Origin of the sequence: Bradyrhizobium sp. IC4060 (genome assembly GCF_020193715.1) — a bacterium.
In the GTDB taxonomy this organism is placed as follows: Bacteria; Pseudomonadota; Alphaproteobacteria; order Rhizobiales; family Xanthobacteraceae; genus Bradyrhizobium; species Bradyrhizobium yuanmingense.
This window is the reverse complement of record NZ_JADYVJ010000003.1, coordinates 696,287-714,805: the sequence shown is the minus strand read 5'-3', so window position 1 is coordinate 714,805 and position 18,519 is coordinate 696,287. Positions and strand designations below refer to the sequence as shown.

Annotated in this window: 18 protein-coding genes; 11 read left to right on the top strand and 7 right to left on the bottom strand. The window is 65.3% G+C overall.

The features are described from left to right. Positions 1–35 precede the first annotated feature (35 nt). The 6 genes from I6F16_RS15185 to I6F16_RS15160 all read right to left on the bottom strand — a co-directional run bounded on the left by I6F16_RS15185 (position 36) and on the right by I6F16_RS15160 (position 7,699). Complete coding sequence (locus I6F16_RS15185; RefSeq protein ID WP_028180275.1) at positions 36–521, bottom strand: peroxiredoxin; 486 nt, start codon at positions 519–521, stop codon at positions 36–38. 108 nt (positions 522–629) lie between these two features. Further along, on the bottom strand, positions 630–1,184 hold the full coding sequence (locus tag I6F16_RS15180; RefSeq protein ID WP_036021216.1) for a DUF924 family protein: 555 nt from the start codon (positions 1,182–1,184) through the stop codon (positions 630–632). A 15-nt stretch (positions 1,185–1,199) separates the two neighbouring features. Beyond that, positions 1,200–2,885 carry a long-chain fatty acid--CoA ligase gene (locus tag I6F16_RS15175; RefSeq protein ID WP_035997514.1) on the bottom strand — a complete coding sequence of 562 codons (1,686 nt, stop codon included), beginning with the start codon at positions 2,883–2,885 and terminating at the stop codon, positions 1,200–1,202. A 190-nt stretch (positions 2,886–3,075) separates the two neighbouring features. Further along, a complete protein-coding gene (locus tag I6F16_RS15170; protein WP_225111594.1) occupies positions 3,076–4,581 on the bottom strand; it encodes a serine hydrolase in 1,506 nt (501 codons plus the stop codon). Between the two features lie 189 nt (positions 4,582–4,770). After that, on the bottom strand, positions 4,771–6,567 hold the full coding sequence (locus I6F16_RS15165) for a glucan ABC transporter ATP-binding protein/ permease (protein WP_225111595.1): 1,797 nt from the start codon (positions 6,565–6,567) through the stop codon (positions 4,771–4,773). A gap of 82 nt (positions 6,568–6,649) precedes the next feature. Then, positions 6,650–7,699, bottom strand: coding sequence for an ABC transporter substrate-binding protein (locus I6F16_RS15160; RefSeq protein WP_225111596.1), 1,050 nt, complete (start codon positions 7,697–7,699; stop codon positions 6,650–6,652). A gap of 227 nt (positions 7,700–7,926) precedes the next feature. Between I6F16_RS15160 and I6F16_RS15155 the strand changes: the two genes are divergently transcribed. From I6F16_RS15155 to I6F16_RS15125, 7 genes are all read left to right on the top strand, one after another. Further along, complete coding sequence (locus tag I6F16_RS15155; protein WP_225111597.1) at positions 7,927–8,286, top strand: hypothetical protein; 360 nt, start codon at positions 7,927–7,929, stop codon at positions 8,284–8,286. Between the two features lie 117 nt (positions 8,287–8,403). Then, on the top strand, positions 8,404–8,808 hold the full coding sequence (gene hisE / locus I6F16_RS15150) for a phosphoribosyl-ATP diphosphatase (protein ID WP_036021238.1): 405 nt from the start codon (positions 8,404–8,406) through the stop codon (positions 8,806–8,808). A gap of 46 nt (positions 8,809–8,854) precedes the next feature. After that, positions 8,855–9,457, top strand: a complete 603-nt coding sequence (locus I6F16_RS15145; protein ID WP_081492862.1) for a YqaA family protein — start codon at positions 8,855–8,857, stop codon at positions 9,455–9,457. A gap of 47 nt (positions 9,458–9,504) precedes the next feature. Beyond that, complete coding sequence (locus tag I6F16_RS15140) at positions 9,505–10,044, top strand: hypothetical protein (RefSeq protein WP_035997543.1); 540 nt, start codon at positions 9,505–9,507, stop codon at positions 10,042–10,044. 30 nt (positions 10,045–10,074) lie between these two features. Then, the gene (locus I6F16_RS15135; protein WP_225111598.1) at positions 10,075–11,475 is read left to right on the top strand and encodes an aspartate ammonia-lyase; all 1,401 of its coding nucleotides are present in this window, start codon (positions 10,075–10,077) and stop codon (positions 11,473–11,475) included. A gap of 250 nt (positions 11,476–11,725) precedes the next feature. Further along, positions 11,726–12,694 (top strand): nitronate monooxygenase family protein, encoded by a 969-nt coding sequence (locus I6F16_RS15130; protein WP_225111599.1) that lies wholly within the window; start codon positions 11,726–11,728, stop codon positions 12,692–12,694. A gap of 22 nt (positions 12,695–12,716) precedes the next feature. Continuing rightward, on the top strand, positions 12,717–13,490 hold the full coding sequence (locus tag I6F16_RS15125) for a thioesterase family protein (RefSeq protein ID WP_035997551.1): 774 nt from the start codon (positions 12,717–12,719) through the stop codon (positions 13,488–13,490). 374 nt (positions 13,491–13,864) lie between these two features. Here the strand turns inward: I6F16_RS15125 and I6F16_RS15120 are convergent, their stop codons facing one another. After that, positions 13,865–15,427 (bottom strand): AMP-binding protein, encoded by a 1,563-nt coding sequence (locus tag I6F16_RS15120; protein WP_225111600.1) that lies wholly within the window; start codon positions 15,425–15,427, stop codon positions 13,865–13,867. 108 nt (positions 15,428–15,535) lie between these two features. On the opposite strand from I6F16_RS15120, the gene I6F16_RS15115 reads away from it, so the two are divergent. The 4 genes from I6F16_RS15115 (at position 15,536) to I6F16_RS15100 (ending at position 18,501) form a co-directional block, all read left to right on the top strand. Continuing rightward, positions 15,536–16,501, top strand: coding sequence for a nitronate monooxygenase (locus tag I6F16_RS15115; protein ID WP_225111601.1), 966 nt, complete (start codon positions 15,536–15,538; stop codon positions 16,499–16,501). A gap of 136 nt (positions 16,502–16,637) precedes the next feature. Beyond that, positions 16,638–16,886, top strand: a complete 249-nt coding sequence (locus I6F16_RS15110) for a hypothetical protein (RefSeq protein ID WP_035997560.1) — start codon at positions 16,638–16,640, stop codon at positions 16,884–16,886. Positions 16,887–17,019: 133 nt separating this feature from the next. Beyond that, on the top strand, positions 17,020–17,733 hold the full coding sequence (locus tag I6F16_RS15105) for a hypothetical protein (protein ID WP_192893067.1): 714 nt from the start codon (positions 17,020–17,022) through the stop codon (positions 17,731–17,733). A gap of 90 nt (positions 17,734–17,823) precedes the next feature. After that, positions 17,824–18,501, top strand: a complete 678-nt coding sequence (locus tag I6F16_RS15100; RefSeq protein ID WP_192893068.1) for a hypothetical protein — start codon at positions 17,824–17,826, stop codon at positions 18,499–18,501. The last annotated feature ends 18 nt before the right edge of the window (positions 18,502–18,519 follow it).

Here is an 18,519-nt window from a genome sequence, read left to right as displayed (position 1 = left end):
TGACAGCGTCATGTGTGGCTAAGACCGGTGGCGCCTCACAGCTGCCCGAGCAGCGTATCGCCGCCGGAGACCTCGACCTTGCCGGGCATCGCCTCGAGGTTCAGCTTCTTGACCACGCCGTCCTCGATCAGCATCGAATAGCGCTTGGAGCGGATGCCGAGGCCGTTGGCGGAGGCGTCCAGCTCCATGCCGATCGCCTTGGTGAAGTCGGCATTGCCGTCGGCGAGGAAGACGGCCTCGTCGCGCTGGTCGGTGTCGCGCTTCCAGGCGTTCATGACGAAGGCGTCGTTGACGGAGACGATGGCGATGGTGTCGACACCCTTGTCCTTCATGGCATAGGCGTTGAGGAAGATGCTCGGCAGATGCATCTTGTGGCAGGTGCCGGTATAGGCGCCGGGGACCGCGAACAGCGCCACCTTCTTGCCCTTGAAGATGTCGTCGGTGGTCTTCACCTGCGGGCCTTCCGCCGTCATCACGCGGAATTTCGCCTCGGGCAGCTTGTCGCCAATCTGGATCGCCATCGTCAGTCTCCCTGAAAATCGGTCCCGCTTTTTAGACCGGGCGGCGGGCCTGCACAATATTGCCAGTGGCGGAAGCGGCGAGGATGGCGGCCGTTCACCGTGATGTCATCAGCCGGCAAAACCGCCGCCGTCGAGGAAGGCCTGCTCCTCCTCGGTGGTGTCGCGGCCGAGGAGACGGTTGCGGTGGGGAAAGCGGCCGAACCGCGCGATGATATCGGCGTGGTCGCGCGCGTATTTCAGGCTTTCGGTATTGTCGGTGTTTCGAAACAGCGCGACGCAATGCAACTGGTCGGCCAGGTGCTCGGAATGCATGAAGGGCAAATAGAGGAATTCCAGCAGGAGGGGATCGACCCTGCGATCGACGCCGCGCGCGATGGCGCGGCGGGCGACGTCGCGCGCCTGTGCGTCGCTGGCAAAGGCCTGCGGCGTGCCGCGAAACATGTTGCGGGGAAACTGGTCGAGCACGATGACGAGTGCCAGCACGCCGTCGTCGCTTGTCTCCCATGAGGCAAGCTCGCCGGCGGCTGCCTTCTGCCACAGCGAGAGAAAGCGGCGTCGTATCTCCGCATCGAAATCATCGCTGCGCTCGTACCAGCGTTGGCGCCCGGCCTCTCGCCAGAAGGCGAGAACGCCTGATGGCGTGATGTCGCGGGCGTCAGCCATGAACGGAGGCGCGCCTTACGCCGCCTCCGCCTTCTTCTCGTCGCGCAGCTGCCGACGCAGGATCTTGCCGACATTGGTCTTCGGCAGGTCATTGCGGAATTCGACGTGCTTGGGCACCTTGTAGCCGGTGAGCTGGTCGTGACAGAACTTGATCACGGCATCCGCCGTGAGGTTCGGGTCCTTCTTCACCACGAAGGCCTTCACCGCTTCGCCCGACTTGGAATCGGGGATGCCGATCACGGCGCATTCGAGCACGCCTGGATGGCTCGCGATGACTTCCTCGACCTCGTTCGGATAGACGTTGAAGCCGGAGACCAGGATCATGTCCTTCTTGCGGTCGACGATCTTGATGTAGCCCCTCTCGTCCATCACGCCGATGTCGCCGGTGCGGAAATAGCCGTCCGCGGTCATCACCTTGGCGGTCTCCTCCGGCCTGTTCCAGTAGCCCGACATCACCTGCGGACCCTTGGCGCAGATCTCGCCCGCCTGGCCGAGCGGGACCTCGTTGCCCTCGTCGTCCCGGATCGAGATGTAAGTCGACGGCACGGGGATGCCGATCGAGCCGGCGAACTCGGTCGCCGTGGGCGGATTGCAGGTCAGGACAGGCGACGTCTCCGACAGGCCGTAGCCCTCGGCGATGCTGCAGCCTGTGATGTTCTTCCATTGCTCGGCAACGGGGCGCTGCACCGCCATGCCGCCGCCGTTCGAGATCTTCAGCTTGGAGAAGTCGAGCTTCTTGAAGTCGGGATGGTTCATCAAGGCGTTGTAGAGCGTGTTCACGGCCGGGAAGGTGTTGACCTGGTATTTCGCCAGCTCCTTGATAAAGCCGGGTATGTCGCGCGGGTTCGGGATCAGCAGGTTGCAGCCGCCGGCGCGCACAGCCAGCAGATAACAGGCCGTCAGCGCGAAGATGTGATAGAGCGGCAGCGCGCAGACGATCATGAGCTGCTCGACATGCGGCGGCGAAGCGAGCGCCGGCTGCAGCCAGGCATCGTTCTGCAAGACGTTGGCGACGATGTTGCGATGAAGCAACGTGGCGCCCTTGGAGACGCCGGTGGTGCCGCCGGTATATTGCAGGAAGGCGACGTCACCGGGCGACAGCTTCGGCTTGTTGAACGTCATGCCGCGGCCGGCGGACAGCGCGTCGTTGAAGGAGACCGAGCCCGGCAACGACCAGGCCGGTACCATCTTTTTGACCCGGCGGACGACGAGGTTGACGATCACGCCCTTGAAGCCGAGCAGGTCTCCCATGCTGGCGACGATGACGTGCTTCACCTGCGTCTTCGCGATCACCTGCTCGACGGTGTGGGCGAAGTTCTCCAGCACGATGATCGCTTCGGCGCCCGAATCCTTCAGCTGGTGCTCGAGCTCGCGCGGCGTATAGAGCGGGTTGACGTTGACCACCGCGAAACCGGCGCGCAGCACGGCGGCCGTCGCGACCGGGTATTGCAGCACGTTCGGCATCATGATGGCGATACGCGCGCCGCGCTGCAGCCCGCGGCCCTGCAAGTAAGCGGCAAGCGCGACCGACATCTGGTCGAGGTCGCGATAGCTGATCGACTTGTCCATGCAGATGAATGCCTTGCGGTCGGCGAACTTGGTGAAGCTCTCCTCCAGCAGGTCGACCAGCGATGCGTATTGCGTCGGCTCGATATCGGCAGGCACGCCGGGCGGATATTGCTTGAGCCAGATGCGCTCCATGGAAGACTCCCCTCATTGACCAGGGCCCGTTGTTCTCGGGCTTGCCTCGTTGTCGCCAGTATCCAGCTTGCCGGAACGGGTGGCAAGCCGTCGTGGCTTAGGGCAAAGGTCGGGCCGTCGCTACTGGAATCGTCGCAAAACGGTGCTGCCGCAGGTGCGAAGCGGGGCTGCGGTTTAGTGCCGAGCGGCGTTAACTGTTGTTGGCCGGCTTGGCCGCGGCGGGAGGCTTCGTCGCAGCGGGGGTCGTCGCTGCCTTGGGCTTGGCGGGCTTCGCCGCCTGATCGCCGCCGGCCGAAGGCTTCTCGGCGGGCTTCGCCACCGCATCCGGCTTGGTCGCGGCATGCTTGGCGCCAGCCGGCTTGGTTGCGGCCGGTTGGGGCGTGGCCGGCTTGGCCGCCTTGCCGTCAGTCGGCTTGGCATCAGGCTTGGCCGCCGCGGTCTTGGTGTCCTTGGGCTTATCGGCCGGCTTGTCGGCGGCGTCTGGCTTCTTGGCGACGCGCGGCTTCTTGGCGCGCGGCTTGGACGCGGCCTGCTGGTCGGCATCGGCTGCCACAGCGGCAATCAGGGCGGTGCCGGTGCGGGTCGGGCCGGTATAGACCAGCACGGGCTCGGTCGGAGCCGCAGCCGAGGCCATCAGCTCGGAAGCTTTCATCAGCGGCGGCTGCAGGCCTGCCGTGAAGAAGGTGAACTGGGCCGCGCCGCCGGTGGCGGAGCCCGATCCGGTCGCGCCGCCACTGGCCGCAATCAGCGCATCGTCGTCGTCGCTGGCCGGCCGCTTGCGGTTGGGTCCGCACATCTCGTCGCGCAGGTTCGGCGGCGTGGCATCGACCGGCACGAGATTGTCGACCGTGCCGAGCGAGGGGCGCAGCCAGGTGAGGTTGTCCGGAGCGAAGCCACGCTCCAGCAGCTGCGCCGCCTTCACCGCGCGTGCCGTGCCGGAGTTTGCACCGAGCACCACCGCGATCAGCCGGCGGCCGTTGCGCGTGGCCGAGGCGACGAGGTTGTAGCCGGAGGCGCAGATGAAGCCGGTCTTGAACCCGTCGGCGCCGGGATAGCGGCCGATCAGCTTGTTGAAATTGCCGGTGACGCGCTTGCCGAAGCGGATCGCCGGGATATGCATGTAGTACTCGTATTCCGGCAGGTCGCGCAGGAAAGACCGCGCCAAGATGCCGAGGTCGCGCGCAGAGGTGATCTGGCCTTCGGCGGGCAGGCCGTTTGGATTGACATAGCTCGTCTGCGCCATGCCGAGCTTCCTCGCGGTGTCGTTCATCACCGCGGAGAAGCCGTCGACCGAGCCGCTGACGCCTTCGGCGAGCACCACGGCCATGTCGTTCGCCGACTTGACCATCATCATCTTCAGCGCGTTGTCGACGGTGACTTGGGTTCCCGGGCGGAACCCCATCTTCGATGGCGATTGCGAGGCCGCGGTCGGCGATACCGTGAGCAGCGTGTCGAGCGTCAGCCTGCCGTCCTTGACCGCCTTCAGCGTCACATAGGCGGTCATGATCTTGGTGACGGAGGCCGGGTACCAGGGAAGGGTCGCGTTTTCGGCCTGCAACACCTTGCCGCTGTCGGCCTCGATCAGCAGGAGCGCTTCGGCGCTCGCCGTGCGCGGCGCGAGCATCGCGGCACAGGCGAGCATCGCAGCGAACAGGTTGAACAGGGATTTGCGAAGCAGCGGGCGAAGGGCGTGCACTATCCGATTCCGGTCCTTGGAGATCCGCCTGATACGGCCGGTTCTCGTGATCTGATTGTCGGTTCTGAAATCCAGCGCCGCCGCTTGCGGCGTCGCAAACCTATACCGGCTGGTGCGTCGAGAATAGGGGGATCGGCGCGGTATTCCGCAACGAAGTAGGCCGAATTTCGACGGTCCTCTCGGGACTTGCTAGGGGGATTTGACAGCTGTCGCGGCAGCCTCGGCGGCCGTCACGCTGGCCCGTGCGTTCTCCTGCACCATGAACTGGGCCTTGGCCATCTCGGCAAAATGGCCGCCTTTGGCCACGAGTTCATCGAAAGTTCCGGTTTCGATCACCCGCCCATTCTCGAACACCAGGATCCGCGTGGCGTTTCGGATGGTGGAGAGGCGATGGGCGATCACGAAGGTGGTGCGGCCCCTCATCACTTCGTCGAGAGCGGCGTTCACCTTGACCTCGGTGACCGCGTCGAGCGCGGAGGTCGCCTCGTCCAGGATCAGGATCGGCGGGTCCTTCAGCAGGGCGCGGGCGATCGAGAGCCGCTGCCGTTCGCCGCCGGAGAGCATGCGGCCGCGCTCGCCGGCATTGGTCTCGAAGCCGCCGCTGCGTTCGATGAATTCCAGCGCCTGCGCGCGCTCCGCCGCCTTACGCATCTCGGCCTCGGTCGCATCCGGCTTGCCGACGCGCAAGTTCTCCGCGATCGAGCGGTTGAACAGCAGCGCTTCCTGGAACACGACACCGATGTTCCGCCGCAGCGAGGTCAACGTGACGCCGCGCACGTCCATGCCGTCGATCTTGATGACGCCGGATTGCGGATCGAAGGCCCGGTGCAGGAGCGCAATCGCGGTGGATTTGCCGGCCCCGGTCGGGCCGACCAGCGCAATGGTCTGGCCCGGCAGCGCGGTGAAGGTGAGGTCCTCGATCGCCGGCCGCTTGCCGTCATAGGAGAACGTGACGTCGTTGAACTCGACGAGGCCCGACAGCCTGCCGGCATCGATTGCGTCGGGCCGGTCGTGCACCGCGGGCACGGCGTCGAGCACATTGAAGAACTCGCGCAGCCGCGGAGCTTCCATGAACACGTTGTTGATGAAGCTGACCACCTGCTCGAGCTTCTGGATCAGCAGCGTCGCGAAGCTCACGAACATCACGATCTCGCCGATCGAGGTCAGGCCCTGGTCGTGCAACGCGATGCCGAGGGTGAAGATCGCGAGCACCGTGATGGTGGTGGAGGCGCGCGTGATCACCGTGACCAGCGCCCACCACGACAACACCGGCATCTGCGCGGCCAGCAGCTCGTCGGCGACCGAGCGCAGCCCCTTGACCTCGGATTCGACGCGCACGAAGCTCTGCACCAGCGCGACGTTGCCGAGCGCATCAGACGCGCGCGCGGAGAGCTCGCTGTAGTGCTCCTCGACCGCCATCTGCATGCCGAAGGTCCTGCGCACCACGAAGGTGGTCAGCGCCGTGAAGACGATGCAGAGCACGAACAAGAGGATCGCCAGCCGCCAGTTCAGGTAGAGCGACAATGGCAGCAGCACCAGGACCGAAAGGATCGCGGCAAAATGCTCGCGGAAAAAGCCGAGCCACAGCCGCCACAGCGCGTCCGTGCCGTTGAGCATGACCTTCATCAGCCGGCCGGAATGGGTGCCGGAGTGGAAGGTCAAGGGCAGCTGCAGGATGTGCTCGAAATAGTCGGTCAGCACCGCCTGGCGCTGGCGATGCGAGAGCCGGTCGGCCTGCAAGGCCACCAGCGCGCTGCAGACGATGGTGAACAGTCCGAACGCGACCCAGGCGACCAGGAACGGCCAGGCCGAGCTCGAGCCGGCCACGGTCTTGCCCGAGAGCACGTCGACGATCCGGCCGAACAGCACGGGCTCGGCGAACTGCGATCCCGCCAGCAGGAGGTTGGCGACCGCGAGCAGCCAGCCCAGCCGCGCCTCCTTGCCGAGCAGCTCGAGAACGCGGGTGTAGAGACGGAGGATGGACATGTGGGCGAGGGACTCGGCGACGAGGGAGCCCACATTCTAAGCAGGGACCGCCGCGAGATACAGCGCAAGCTTTCAGTTTTGCTCAGTTGATCAGCCGCTCTGCCCGCGGCGGCAGGAACTGGCCGTCGAAGACGTCGCGAGCCGTCGGCCTTTTGCGGAATTTGAAGTCCCGCGCGATCTGATCGATCGAACGTTCCAGGCGCGCCGGCTCGACGCCGCCGAGGCCGTAGCGCTTGACCTCGTCGGTCAGGATATTGTCGGCAAGGACCGCATGCAGGCGCTTCAGCTCCAAATTGCGGTCGCCGTCCTCGATGCGGCTCGCGGCCTCCTCCGCCGCACGCGCCGGCTCCCTGGCCGTCGCGGTGATGCCCGCGATCAAGGCGCGGACGAAGCCTTTCACGGCATCCGGCTTCGCTGCGGCGAAGGCGGTGTTGGCGACCACGGCAAAGCCGTAGGCCTCACAGCCGTAGTCCGCATAGCGCAGCACGACGAGATCGGCTTCGGGTACGCCGCGATCACGCAGGTTCACCGCCGAGAGATAGCTGAACCCGGCGACGGCATCGACCTGTCCTGCGGACAGGATCGGCTCGCGCACCGCGGCACTGATCTTGTGGAATTTGACGTGCGATGCCTTGATGCCGTTCTGCTGCGCCAGCGCCGGCCACAGCCGCATCGACAGATCGCCGTCGGCAACGCCGACGGTCTTGCCGTCGAGGTCGGGCAGGAGACGGATGCCGCGGCTTTTGCGCGCGACGATCGCGTAAGGCGCGCGGTCGAACAGCACGAACACGGCCTTGACCGGCGCCGCGTCGTCCTTGTCACGAAAGCGTATCAGCTCGTTGATGTCGACGAGCGCGAGCTCGCTGTCGCCTTTGGCGAGCCGTGCGAGCGCCTCTGGCGATCCGCTCGCGCTGTTGAACGACACGTTGAGATGCTCGGCGCCGAACCTGCCGTCCTTCGCCGCAAGGAAGAATGGCGCCATGCTCGCATCGATAGGACGGTCGAAGGTGAAATGGATGGCGGTCGAGGGAGTGCCGCTCTCGGCCGCAATGCATTCGCGCACCGTCGATGCGGTGAACGCGATTGCAAGGGCCAAAAGGTATTGAAGGGCGATCGTCTTGAATCCGGACATCGGTCGCGCCGGCCCCGCAATGTTATGGTTTCGTGACGCTTGGCAAGCGCCGGCCCGCGACGAACGTGCGCGCGCGAACATGAACGGCGGATGAGCGGGCTTGCGGCATCGTTACGCAACCCCGTTCAGCTTGTGTTGGGGTTGGGGAACCTACTTAGGTGGTGAGTGTTTGACTGACATCAGCCTGTCGTCAGGCACAATCCGAGGTCCCAAGGAGGGTCCAGATCATGTTTGACAGCCTTTCGAAGTTCGTCGGCCGCAAGGCCGTTCTGGCCACGGCCGCCATGGTGGCCCTGACTGCCGCTGCACCCACCGCCTCTTACGCGGGCGGTCGTCATTGGCATGGCGGTGGTGGCGGCGCCGCTGCTGCCGCGATGTTCGGCCTCGCCGCGACCGGCCTCGCGATCGCAGCCAGCCGCAATGCCTACGCCTATGATCCGGGTCCGGTTTACTATTACGAGGGCGGCCCGGCCTATTACAGCGGCCCCGGCTATGGTTCTTATTATTACGACTCGGGCCGCCGCTACACCTATGGCGGCTACAAGAACCCCTGCGCCCACGGCTATTCCGGCTACAGCTGCTATTGACGGATCGGCCATTCTGATCGACGAACAGGCCGTCGCGCTTGCCGCGGCGGCCTGTTTTTTGCTTACATTGCCGCGTGTTAACACGCCGGCCATTTGTTTCGAGTAGTTTTGCGTACCATGAGTGATTCGCTTGAGCGGCTATATCTGGCTGTGCTCGCGGCCAGAGACCTTGATCCGGCAACATCGCGCACGGCCCGGCTGTTTCAGCGTGGGCCCTCAAAAATGGCAAAGAAGCTCGCCGAAGAGGCCATCGAAGTCGTCATCGATGCGGTCAATGGCGATAGCGAGGCCGTGATCCGGGAAAGCGCCGACCTGCTCTACAATCTCACCGTGCTGTGGGCTGCGGCCGGAGTGCGCCCCGAGGACGTCTGGCGGGAAATGACGCGGCGGGAGGACATGCTCGGAATTGCCGAGAAACTGCCGAAGTCGCCGCCGAAATTGCCCAAAGTCGCGTCACCGCGCATAGCCTCGCGGCGGCCTATTGTCGCGCTCGACGGCCGTGCCGCGCGCAAGCGCCACTAGAAACGTCACAAATCGCTCAAAAACTGGCGATGGACAAATCCGTCCCATGGTGCTTCATCGCGGCGCCATGCTGAAACGAATGTACGACTGGTGCATCGACGCCGCCCACAAGCCCTATGCGCTCTGGATCATGGGCATCGTGTCCTTCGCCGAAAGCTCCTTCTTTCCGGTCCCGCCGGATGTGATGCTGATTCCGATGTCCCTGGCGCGGCCGCAGCGCGCCTGGTTCTATGCCGCGATCTGCACCGTGACCTCGGTGCTCGGCGGCGTCGTCGGCTACGCCATCGGCGCGCTGCTGTTCGACTCGGTCGGCCAGTGGCTGATCCAGGTCTACGGCCTCGCCGACAAGGTTGACGCCTTCCGCGCCTCCTATGCGGAATGGGGTGCGGTCATCATCCTGCTCAAAGGACTGACGCCGATCCCCTACAAGCTCGTCACCATCACCTCGGGCTTTGCCGGTTACAACATCCTCCTGTTCGTCCTGTGCTCGATCGTCGCGCGCGGCGGACGCTTCTTCGTCGTCGCGATCCTGCTCAACCGCTACGGTGACTGGATCCGGGTCAGGATCGAGCGGCATCTCGGATTGTGGGTCGCGCTCGGCGCGATCGTGCTGGTGCTCGGCTTCGTTATCGCCATCAAGCTGATCTAGAGCCGCGGCGCTTTGCCGCCGCGCCGGCTTCGGCTACGGTTGTCGTCATGATGGTTCGATCCGGCAATCCGGCGGCACGGCATGGGACGCTGATGTCGACAGCGCTGCTGCTGCTGCTCGCTGCCGGAGGGACGGCCCGGCCGCAATCCGCCCCGCCGGCGCTCGGCCTTCAGCAGCAGGGAGCGCAGGCCGGCCCGTCGCCATCGACGCCCGCTCCCTCGGCGCCGCCGGCGCGCGAGGAGAATCCCGGGCTGATCAACGAAATGGGCAAGCTGTTCGACAAGCTGCCTTCGATCCTGCCGCCGATCAAAAGCCCCAGTGAAACCATGGACGACCTGTCGCGGCTGGCCAAGCCTTCGACCATGGTGTCGGGGCGCGTGATCTGCCCGGTCTCTGCGAACGGCGCGCCCGACTGCAAGCAGGCGGCCGACCAGCTCTGCCAGGGCAAGGGCTACAAGGAAGGCAAGAGCCTGAACGCCGACTCCGCGGAAAAATGCTCGGCCAAGGTCCTGATCCCGGGCCGGCAACGTAAACCGGACGACTGCCGCACCGACACTTTCGTGACTAGCGCGCTGTGCCAGAACTGAAGGCCGGCGCGCGAGAACCAAGGAGCGCCCATGAGCCGCACGGAGCAGGACTTCCTCGGACAGCGTGAGATCGCCGACGACATCTATTACGGCGTCCAGACCATCCGGGGTAAGGAGAACTTCCACATCACCGGCATTCCGATGAACCAGGAGCCTTACTTCGTGAAGGCGCTCGGTTACGTCAAGAAGGCCGCCGCGATGGCCAATCGCGACCTCGGCGCGATCGACGCCAAGGTCGCGGACGCCATCATCCTCGGCTGCGACCGCGTCATCGCGGGCGACATGATGGATCAGTTCGTCACCGATTTCATCCAGGGCGGTGCCGGCACGTCGACCAACATGAACGCCAACGAGGTGATCGCGAACCTCGCGCTGGAATCGCTCGGCTTTGCCAAGGGCGACTACCAGCACGTCAGTCCGAACGATCACGTCAATTACGGCCAGTCCACCAACGACACCTATCCGACCGCCTTTCGGCTGGCCCTGATCCTGCGGCTCGAGAGCTACATGACGGCGTTGCGTCAGCTCCAGGAAGCCTTCTTCGCCAAGGGACGCGAGTTCGAGCGGGTGCTGAAGATGGGCCGCACGCATCTGCAGGACGCGGTGCCGATGTCGCTCGGCGCGGAATTCCGGGGCTGGGGCACCACGATCGGCGAGGAGGTCGACCGCATCTCGGAAGCGCGCGCGCTGCTGCGCGAGATCAATCTCGGCGCCACCGCGATCGGCACCTCCGTCACGGCGGCGGTCGGTTATCCCAAGCTCGCCGTCCGGCACCTCAGCGCGCTCACAGGCGTCGATTTCATCCTCGCCGGCGATCTCGTCGAGGCGACCTCGGACACCGGCGCCTATGTGCAGCTCTCCGGCGTTCTCAAGCGCACGGCCAGCAAGCTGACGAAAATCTGCAACGACATCCGTCTGCTCGCTTCCGGTCCGCGCGCGGGCTTGAACGAGATCAACCTGCCGCAGCTTCAGCCGGGCTCCTCGATCATGCCCGGCAAGGTCAATCCGGTCATTCCCGAAGTCGTCAACCAGACCAGCTTCCTCGTCATCGGCCTCGATACCACGGTGACGCTGGCGGCAAGCGCCGGCCAGCTCCAGCTCAACGTGATGGAGCCGGTGATCTCGTTCGCGCTGTTCTTCTCGATCCGCACCATGGAGCGCGCGGTCAACAGCCTGCGCGAGAATTGCGTCGTCGGCATCACCGCCAACGAGGAGCACACCCGCAACATGGTGCTGAACTCGCTCGGCATCGTCACGGTGCTGAAGCCGCTGCTCGGCTACAAGCAATGCGCCGAGATCGCGCGCGAAGGCTACAAGAGTGGCAAGTCGCTGCACCAGATCGTCGTGACCGAACGCAAGCTGCTGACGCAGGAGAAGTGGGACGAGATGTTCTCGTTCGAGCGGCTGATCAACCCGGATTTGATCGGGTAGGCGGTCGCTGTCATTCCGGGCGCGCGAAGCGCGAGCCCGGAATCCATTTCGCCACGCGTGCTGACGCCCGATGGATTCTCTGATGCGCAATCGCGCATCATAGCTCGATGCTCCGCCTCGCCCCGGAATAAGGGGTGAAGGAATTCCGCTGCTTGGAATTGCGGCAATGGCCTCCGCTGCGGCGCCAAAACGCAATACTTGACAGATGGCTCCCAACTTCAATTTGACCGGCTGAGAGGATCGTACCGCAATGTCCATGCCTGCCTTGTTCAAGGGCCGCCTGTCGATCCCCGTGATCGGCTCGCCGCTCTTCATCATCTCGGTGCCCGATCTCGTGATCGCGCAGTGCAAGGCGGGTGTGGTCGGCTCGTTTCCGGCGCTGAATGCGCGGCCGCCGGAGCTGCTGGACGAATGGCTGGCGCGGATCACCGAAGAGCTCGCGGCCTATGACCGCGCCCATCCCGACAGGCCGTCGGCGCCGTTCGCGGTCAACCAGATCGTGCACAAGTCGAACAACCGGCTCGACCACGACATGCAGCTCTGCGCCAAGTACAAGGTGCCGATGATCATCTCGTCGCTCGGCGCCCGCGAGGAGCTGAACCAGGCCGTGCACGGCTGGGGCGGCATCGTCTTCCACGACGTGATCAACCAGAAATTCGCGCACAAGGCGATCGAGAAGGGCGCCGACGGCCTGATCCTGGTCGCGGCCGGCGCCGGCGGCCATGCCGGCACCATCTCGCCGCTGGCCTTCGTGGCCGAGACACGAAAATGGTTCGGCGGTCCGATCGCGCTGTCGGGTGCGATCGGCAACGGCAAGGCGATCCGCGCCGCGCGCATCCTGGGGGCCGACTTCGCCTATATCGGTTCGGCCTTCATCGCGACCAAGGAGGCCAATGCGGTCGAGAAGTACAAGGAGATGATCGCGGGCTCGAGCGCCGACGACATCGTCTATTCCAATCTCTTCACCGGCGTGCACGGCAATTATCTGAAGCCCTCGATCCTGGCGGCGGGCATGGACCCCGAAAATCTGCCGACGTCCGATCCCTCCAAGATGAACTTCGGCACCGACGCCTCCGGCGAGCGCGCCAAGCCGAAGGCCTGGAAGGAGATCTGGGGAAGCGGCCAGGGCATCGGCAGCATCGACAAGGTCGTGCCGGCGGCCGAGCTGATCGCGCGCTTCAAGAAGGAATACGACGAAGCGATCGATCCGCCGTTGTGATCGCACCCAGATCGAGTGCTGCATGCCCCCCATTTACCGCGTCGACGGCAACGACGTCGTCACCAGCCCCGATGCAGCCGGCCCCTGGGACCGGCGCATGCAGCACGGCTCGGCACCGGCATCGCTGGTGACATGGGCGGCTGAGCGCATCCCTGCGGCGGTGCCGATGGATGTCGCGCGCGTGACCATCGATCTGATGCGCCCGGTACCGGTGGCGCCGCTCACGATCGCCACCGAAATCTTGCGCGAGGGCCGCAAGATCCAGCTCTGCGGGATCAAGCTGCTCGCCGACGGCGTGCAGGTGGTCGGCGCCACCGTGCTCAAGATCAGGCGCCAGGCGCTGACGCTGCCCGACGAGGTCGAGGAACTTCCGGTCACGTTGCCGTCGCCGGAGGATTCATTGGTCGAGGACGGTCACGCCGCCACCAGCCCGTTCGTGCGATCGGTCTCGATGCGCGCCGCGCGCGGCCGCTTCGGCCAGGCCGGCGCCGGCGCGATCTGGTTTCGTGTCGACCATCCGCTGATCGAAGGCGAGGCCGTCTCGCAGGCGATGCGCGCCGTGGTCGCCGCCGACTTCTCCAACGGCACCGCCTCGACGCTCGATTTCCGCGCCTGGACCTACATCAACGCCGACCTCACCGTGAGCTTTGCGCGCCAGCCGGTCGGCGAGTGGATTTTGCTCGACGGCGATTCCTGGATCGGCCCCGACGGCGCGGGCCTTGCGATGTCACGCCTCGCCGACCGCCAGGGCTATTTCGGCCGCGCGGTGCAGAGCCTCGTGATCGAGAAGCGGTGAGAGGCGCTATGTGCGATCAGCCGGGCGATGACACCGATCGTGTGAGAGCTATCTCGCGCATCGCGGGATTGAACGGCAGACTTCCGCCGCCGCGGAAGGGATGCAAGGTCGTGTTCGACCAGGGCATCCTGCCAGTTCACACACCGTAGAAGATCTTGATCCCCCACAGCACCACGATGATGGCCGTGATCAACGTGATCGCGGCGACTGCACTTTCCAGGGAAGCGACTCTCATTTCACTCTCCGCTTCCCAGCCCCGTCAGCGGTCTAGTTGATTCCCTGATTCGCCGGCAATTGCGCGGGCATCGCCGTCGCAGACTCCGTTGCGGGCTGTGGTGCCGAAGCAACAGCGACACCGTAGAATTCCGGAGTATTTACCCCACCATCCGGTCTCGCCCGCTCCAAAAGCCCGCGCGCAGCACCTTCTTGTCGACCTTGCCGACGCCGGTCATCGGCAACTGCTTGACGAACTGGATCTGCTTGGGCGCATGCGCCGAGCCCTTCCGGGTCTTGACCAGGTTGATCAGCTCGTCCGGATTGGGGTTCGTCCCTTCGCGCGGGACGACGATGGCGGTGACGGCTTCGCCCCATTTCTCGTCGGGAATGCCGACGACCGCGACCATCGCCACGTCCGCGTGCTGCGACAGGACGTCCTCGACCTCGCGGGGGAAGATGTTGAAGCCGCCTGTGACGATCATGTCCTTCTTGCGGTCGAGGATGAACATGTAGCCGCGCTCGTCCTGACGTGCGATGTCGCCGGTGTGGACCCAGCCGTTCTTCAGCGTCTCGGCGGTGATATCGGGCCGCTTCCAGTACTCCGCCATCACATGCGGCGCGCGCACGCAGATCTCGCCGGCCTCGCCCGTCTTCACCTCCTGGTCGTTGTCGTCGAGGATCTTGACCTCGCAGGCCGCGATCGGGAAGCCGCAGGACAGGAACAGCTCCGGCCGCTGGGGATCGTGGTCGGCCTTGCGCAGCACCGAGACGGGATAGCATTCGGTCTGCCCGTAGAGCTGCGAGAACACAGGGCCGATGCGTTCGATGCCCTCCAGCAGTCGGCTCGGCGACATCGCGGAGGCGCCATAGAGCACGAGCTCGAGCGAGGAGAGGTCGGTCTTGCCGAGCGCGGGCTGATCGAGCAGCACATAGATCATGGTCGGAACGAACAGCGTGAAGTTGATGCGCTCGCGTGCGATCGTTGACAGCACGGCTTCGGGATCGAAGCCTTTCAGCATGTGCACGGTGCCGCCGCGCATCAGGGTCGGCAGCACCTTCGTGCCCGCGACATGGCTGATCGGCGCGACCGTGAGGTAGCGCGCAGCCTCGGGGATCTCGAAGTCGGCCAGGATCGCGCCGGCGGCGCCGGCATTTTCGCGGTGATAGCGCAGCGCGCCCTTGGATTTTCCGGTGGTGCCGCCGGTGTAGTTCAGTGTGGCGAGATCGTCGGAGCCGGCGAGGCACTGTGCGCTGGCGTGCCCCGCACTCTCGATCGCCGCCAGCAGATCGACGCCGTAGCCGGCCGGTCCCATGGTGAAGACCGCCTTGAGCCGGCCGGCCTTCGCGGCGAGATCGCCGCCGCGGTCGCGGAAGGCGGCCGCATCCACCACCAGCATCTCGGCTTCGGAATCCTCGAGCTGAAACAGCTGGTCCTCCAGCGAGCCCAGAGGGTGGAGCCAGGTGATGCAGAGGCGGGCCAATTGGGCGGCGACGCCGGCGCACCAGCTGTCGGCGCGGTTCGCGGTGAGGAAGGCTACGCGGGCGCCGGGCTCCAAGCCGAGCCGCATGAACACGCCCTGGATCCGTCCGATCAGGTCGATGGCACCCCGATAGCTCAGCGATCCCTCGGGCCAGGCGAAAGCAATGCGGTCGGGATAGCGCGACAGCGCCCGTAGCGTCTGCGCACAAGCCGGGGATGATGCGTGGAGCGGATCAGGCATATGTTTCCTCGTTGCTTTGTCACCGGCTTATGGCGTGCCAATGTTGCTGACGACGCTAGCACAGAGACTGCGGGAGGAAACCACAAAGCCCGCGCGAGGGAGGCATGCATGCCATCGGATCGACTGCAGCGCTTCCGCGATCGTCTTGCTCTGCCGCTGATCGCGGCGCCGATGTTTCTGGTATCGGGCGTCGAGCTCATGGTCGCGGCCTGCCGCAACGGGGTGATCGGCAGCTTTCCCACCGCGAATTGCCGTGGCGCGGAACAGCTCGATGAATGGCTCACCGAGATCGAGACGCGTTTGCGATGGCACGAAGATCAGGCCGGCCGCCGGGCCGCGCCGCTTTGTCCGAACCTGATCGTGCACCGCTCAAACGCGCGGCTGGAGCAGGATCTCGCCGTGCTGCTGCGGCACAAGCCGGAGATCGTCATCACGTCGGTCGGCTCGCCCGCGCCAGTCTTGAAGCCGCTGCACGACGCCGGTGCGCTGGTGCTGGCGGACGTGGCCTCGATCCGCCATGCCGAACGCGCCGCGGAAGCGGGGGCGGACGGGCTGGTCCTGCTCACTGCCGGTGCCGGCGGCCAGACCGGCTGGCTCAACCCGTTCGCCTTCGTCCGTGCGGTGCGCGCATTCTACGACGGCATCATCGTGCTCGCGGGCGGAATCAGCGACGGTCGCGCGCTGCGTGCCGCCGAAGTGCTCGGCTGCGATCTCGCCTATATGGGCACGAAGTTCATCGCGACGCGTGAGAGCATGGCGGACGAGCGTCACAAGCAGATGCTGGTCGAGAGCAGCGCCGACGACATCTTGCTCACCACCGCGTTCACGGGCTTGCAGACCAGCATGCTGAGGCCATCGATCGCGGCCGCCGGGCTCGATCCCGACAATCTGCCGGCGCGCGGCGCGATCAATATCACTGAGGATATCGACGTCGCCGCCCGCGACAGCCGCCCCAAGCGCTGGCGCGATATCTGGAGCGGCGGGCATTCGACCTCGGGTGTCACCGATGTGCTCGCGGTCGAGGATCTCGTTACGCAGACGATCGCCGAATATCGGGAAGCGGGTGGGCGGTAGCGTCGTCGCCTCTCCCACAGCGGATCGGGCAGGGTTAATCCCGTATGCCTCCGGCCCATCCCACTTAACGGCGGATTAACCATCGCCAGCCAAGAATCCCTCTTGTGGCCGCCAATCAGGACGAGAGGGACAGGCGATGGACTTCAATTATCTCAACGGCAAAACGGCCGCGACCCTGGACGAGATCCGCGTCCGCGTCGCCCATGCGCTGGCCCGCCACCCGCTGTGCCGCAACGTCCGGTTTGACATCGTCAGCATCCCCCGGACCCGCCGCGGCGGCAATTGGACGGTGACGCTGCAATCGGTCGAGCCGCGCGCGGTCTGGGAAGCCTCGGAGATCGTCGCCGACATCCAGGATGCCTATGACCTTGCGGCAGCAGCCTGATTTCGTTGGGGGTTTCCGGGCGATGTCGCCTTAGTCCGCGCGATTGCCGCCGCAATAGCACGGTTCAGCCTTAATTATCGCCCAGTTTCCGGGCAGTGATCACGTGGACTTGAAGTCGGACGCGGAGAGACGTTTGTCCAAAGCCATCACCATCGTCGCGCTGACCTGTTTCCTCGTCCTCGGCGCCGCCACCACCGCCATCCTCGGCCGCGACAGCGTTCCCAGCGTCAGCGCCGCGATGATCGCCGAGACGCCCCCAGCCAAGCCGCTCGCAACCAACCGCGCCGCCAAGGCCGACCGTCTGGTTCCGACGCTCGCGCTGGCCTCGGCCGCGATTGAGCCGGTCCAGGTTGCCGCCGACAAGCTGGCGCAGGCACCGGTCCTGACCGAGCCGCTGCGTCAGGCCTTCGCCGCCGCCACCCCCTCCGATTTTCCGATGCCGAAGCCGAGCGCGCACGAGGCGCCCGCCGCGACCGAGGTTCCGGCCGTCGAAGTTCCGGCCAAGCCGAAAGTCGTCGCCAAGCCGCAGCCGCAAAAATCCTACTCGCTGCTGTCCGACGTGCAGATCGCAGGCATCAGGGATCGCCTGAAACTCTCCTCGTCTCAGGAATATTACTGGCCCTCGGTCGAGACCGCGCTGCGCAACGTCGCGCGCAAGATCCAGGCGAACAGGCTGTCGAATCCGAATGCACCGCCCAGCGCACAGATCGATCCGAATTGCGACGAGGTGCAGCAGCTGAAGTCGGCCGCGATGCCGCTGTTGTTCCAGCTTCGCGACGACCAGAAGGAAGAAGTGCGCAAGCTCGCTCGCCTCATCGGGCTTGAGAAGGTCGCGCAGCAGATCTGACGCACGCGGTTCCTCGTCGAGGAGCCGCGGCTTATCAGGAACATCTGGCAATCCCCACGCGTTGCCCGCTCCGAAAGAGGGAGTGGACAAATGCGCGCCTCGACAGCCTATTTTGTCGGTGCCGGAACCATCGTCGCGGCCATCGCCATTGGTCTCGGTGGCGGCATCGTCGCCGGCAACATCATGAATCCGGTTGCGTCAAAACAGGGGCCGGACACCAGCAAGATGGCGCAGCGCGCGGCAAGTCCCACGCCGGTCAGCACCAACGCTCCCTCCGAGCGCGTGAACTATCTCACCGGCTCGCAAGCCTTCGGTGCGATGATCGCCGCGCCCGCACAGGCCGAAGCAAAGTCTGAACCCGCAAAACCCGACACGCCAACCACGCAGGCGAATGTCGCACCGGCGCCGCAACCCTCGCAAGCCGCTGCAGTCGAGCCGCCGAAGCCCGCCGCTGCGCCACAGGCCGCAAGGCCTGCCGAGCAGCAGGCCTCGACCGAGCCGTCGTCCTTACCGAATAACGCCTATGCCAAGGCAAGGGATTCCGATGTGAAGCGCGCCGCGTCCGAACGGCGCCGAGCCGAGCGTCGCGAGCGCTGGGCCGAGCGCCGCTATTATTACGAGTCCCGCGAGCCGCGCGGCCTGCGCGACCGCACCGATTGGGATGACGTCGCGCGCAACATCCGCGAGGATTCCGATGCGCGCGATTACGCGGGGCGGTCGCGCAGCGGCTTCCCGCAGATCAGGCTGTTCGGGCCTGACGACGATTAGCACCTGACACGGGGATCA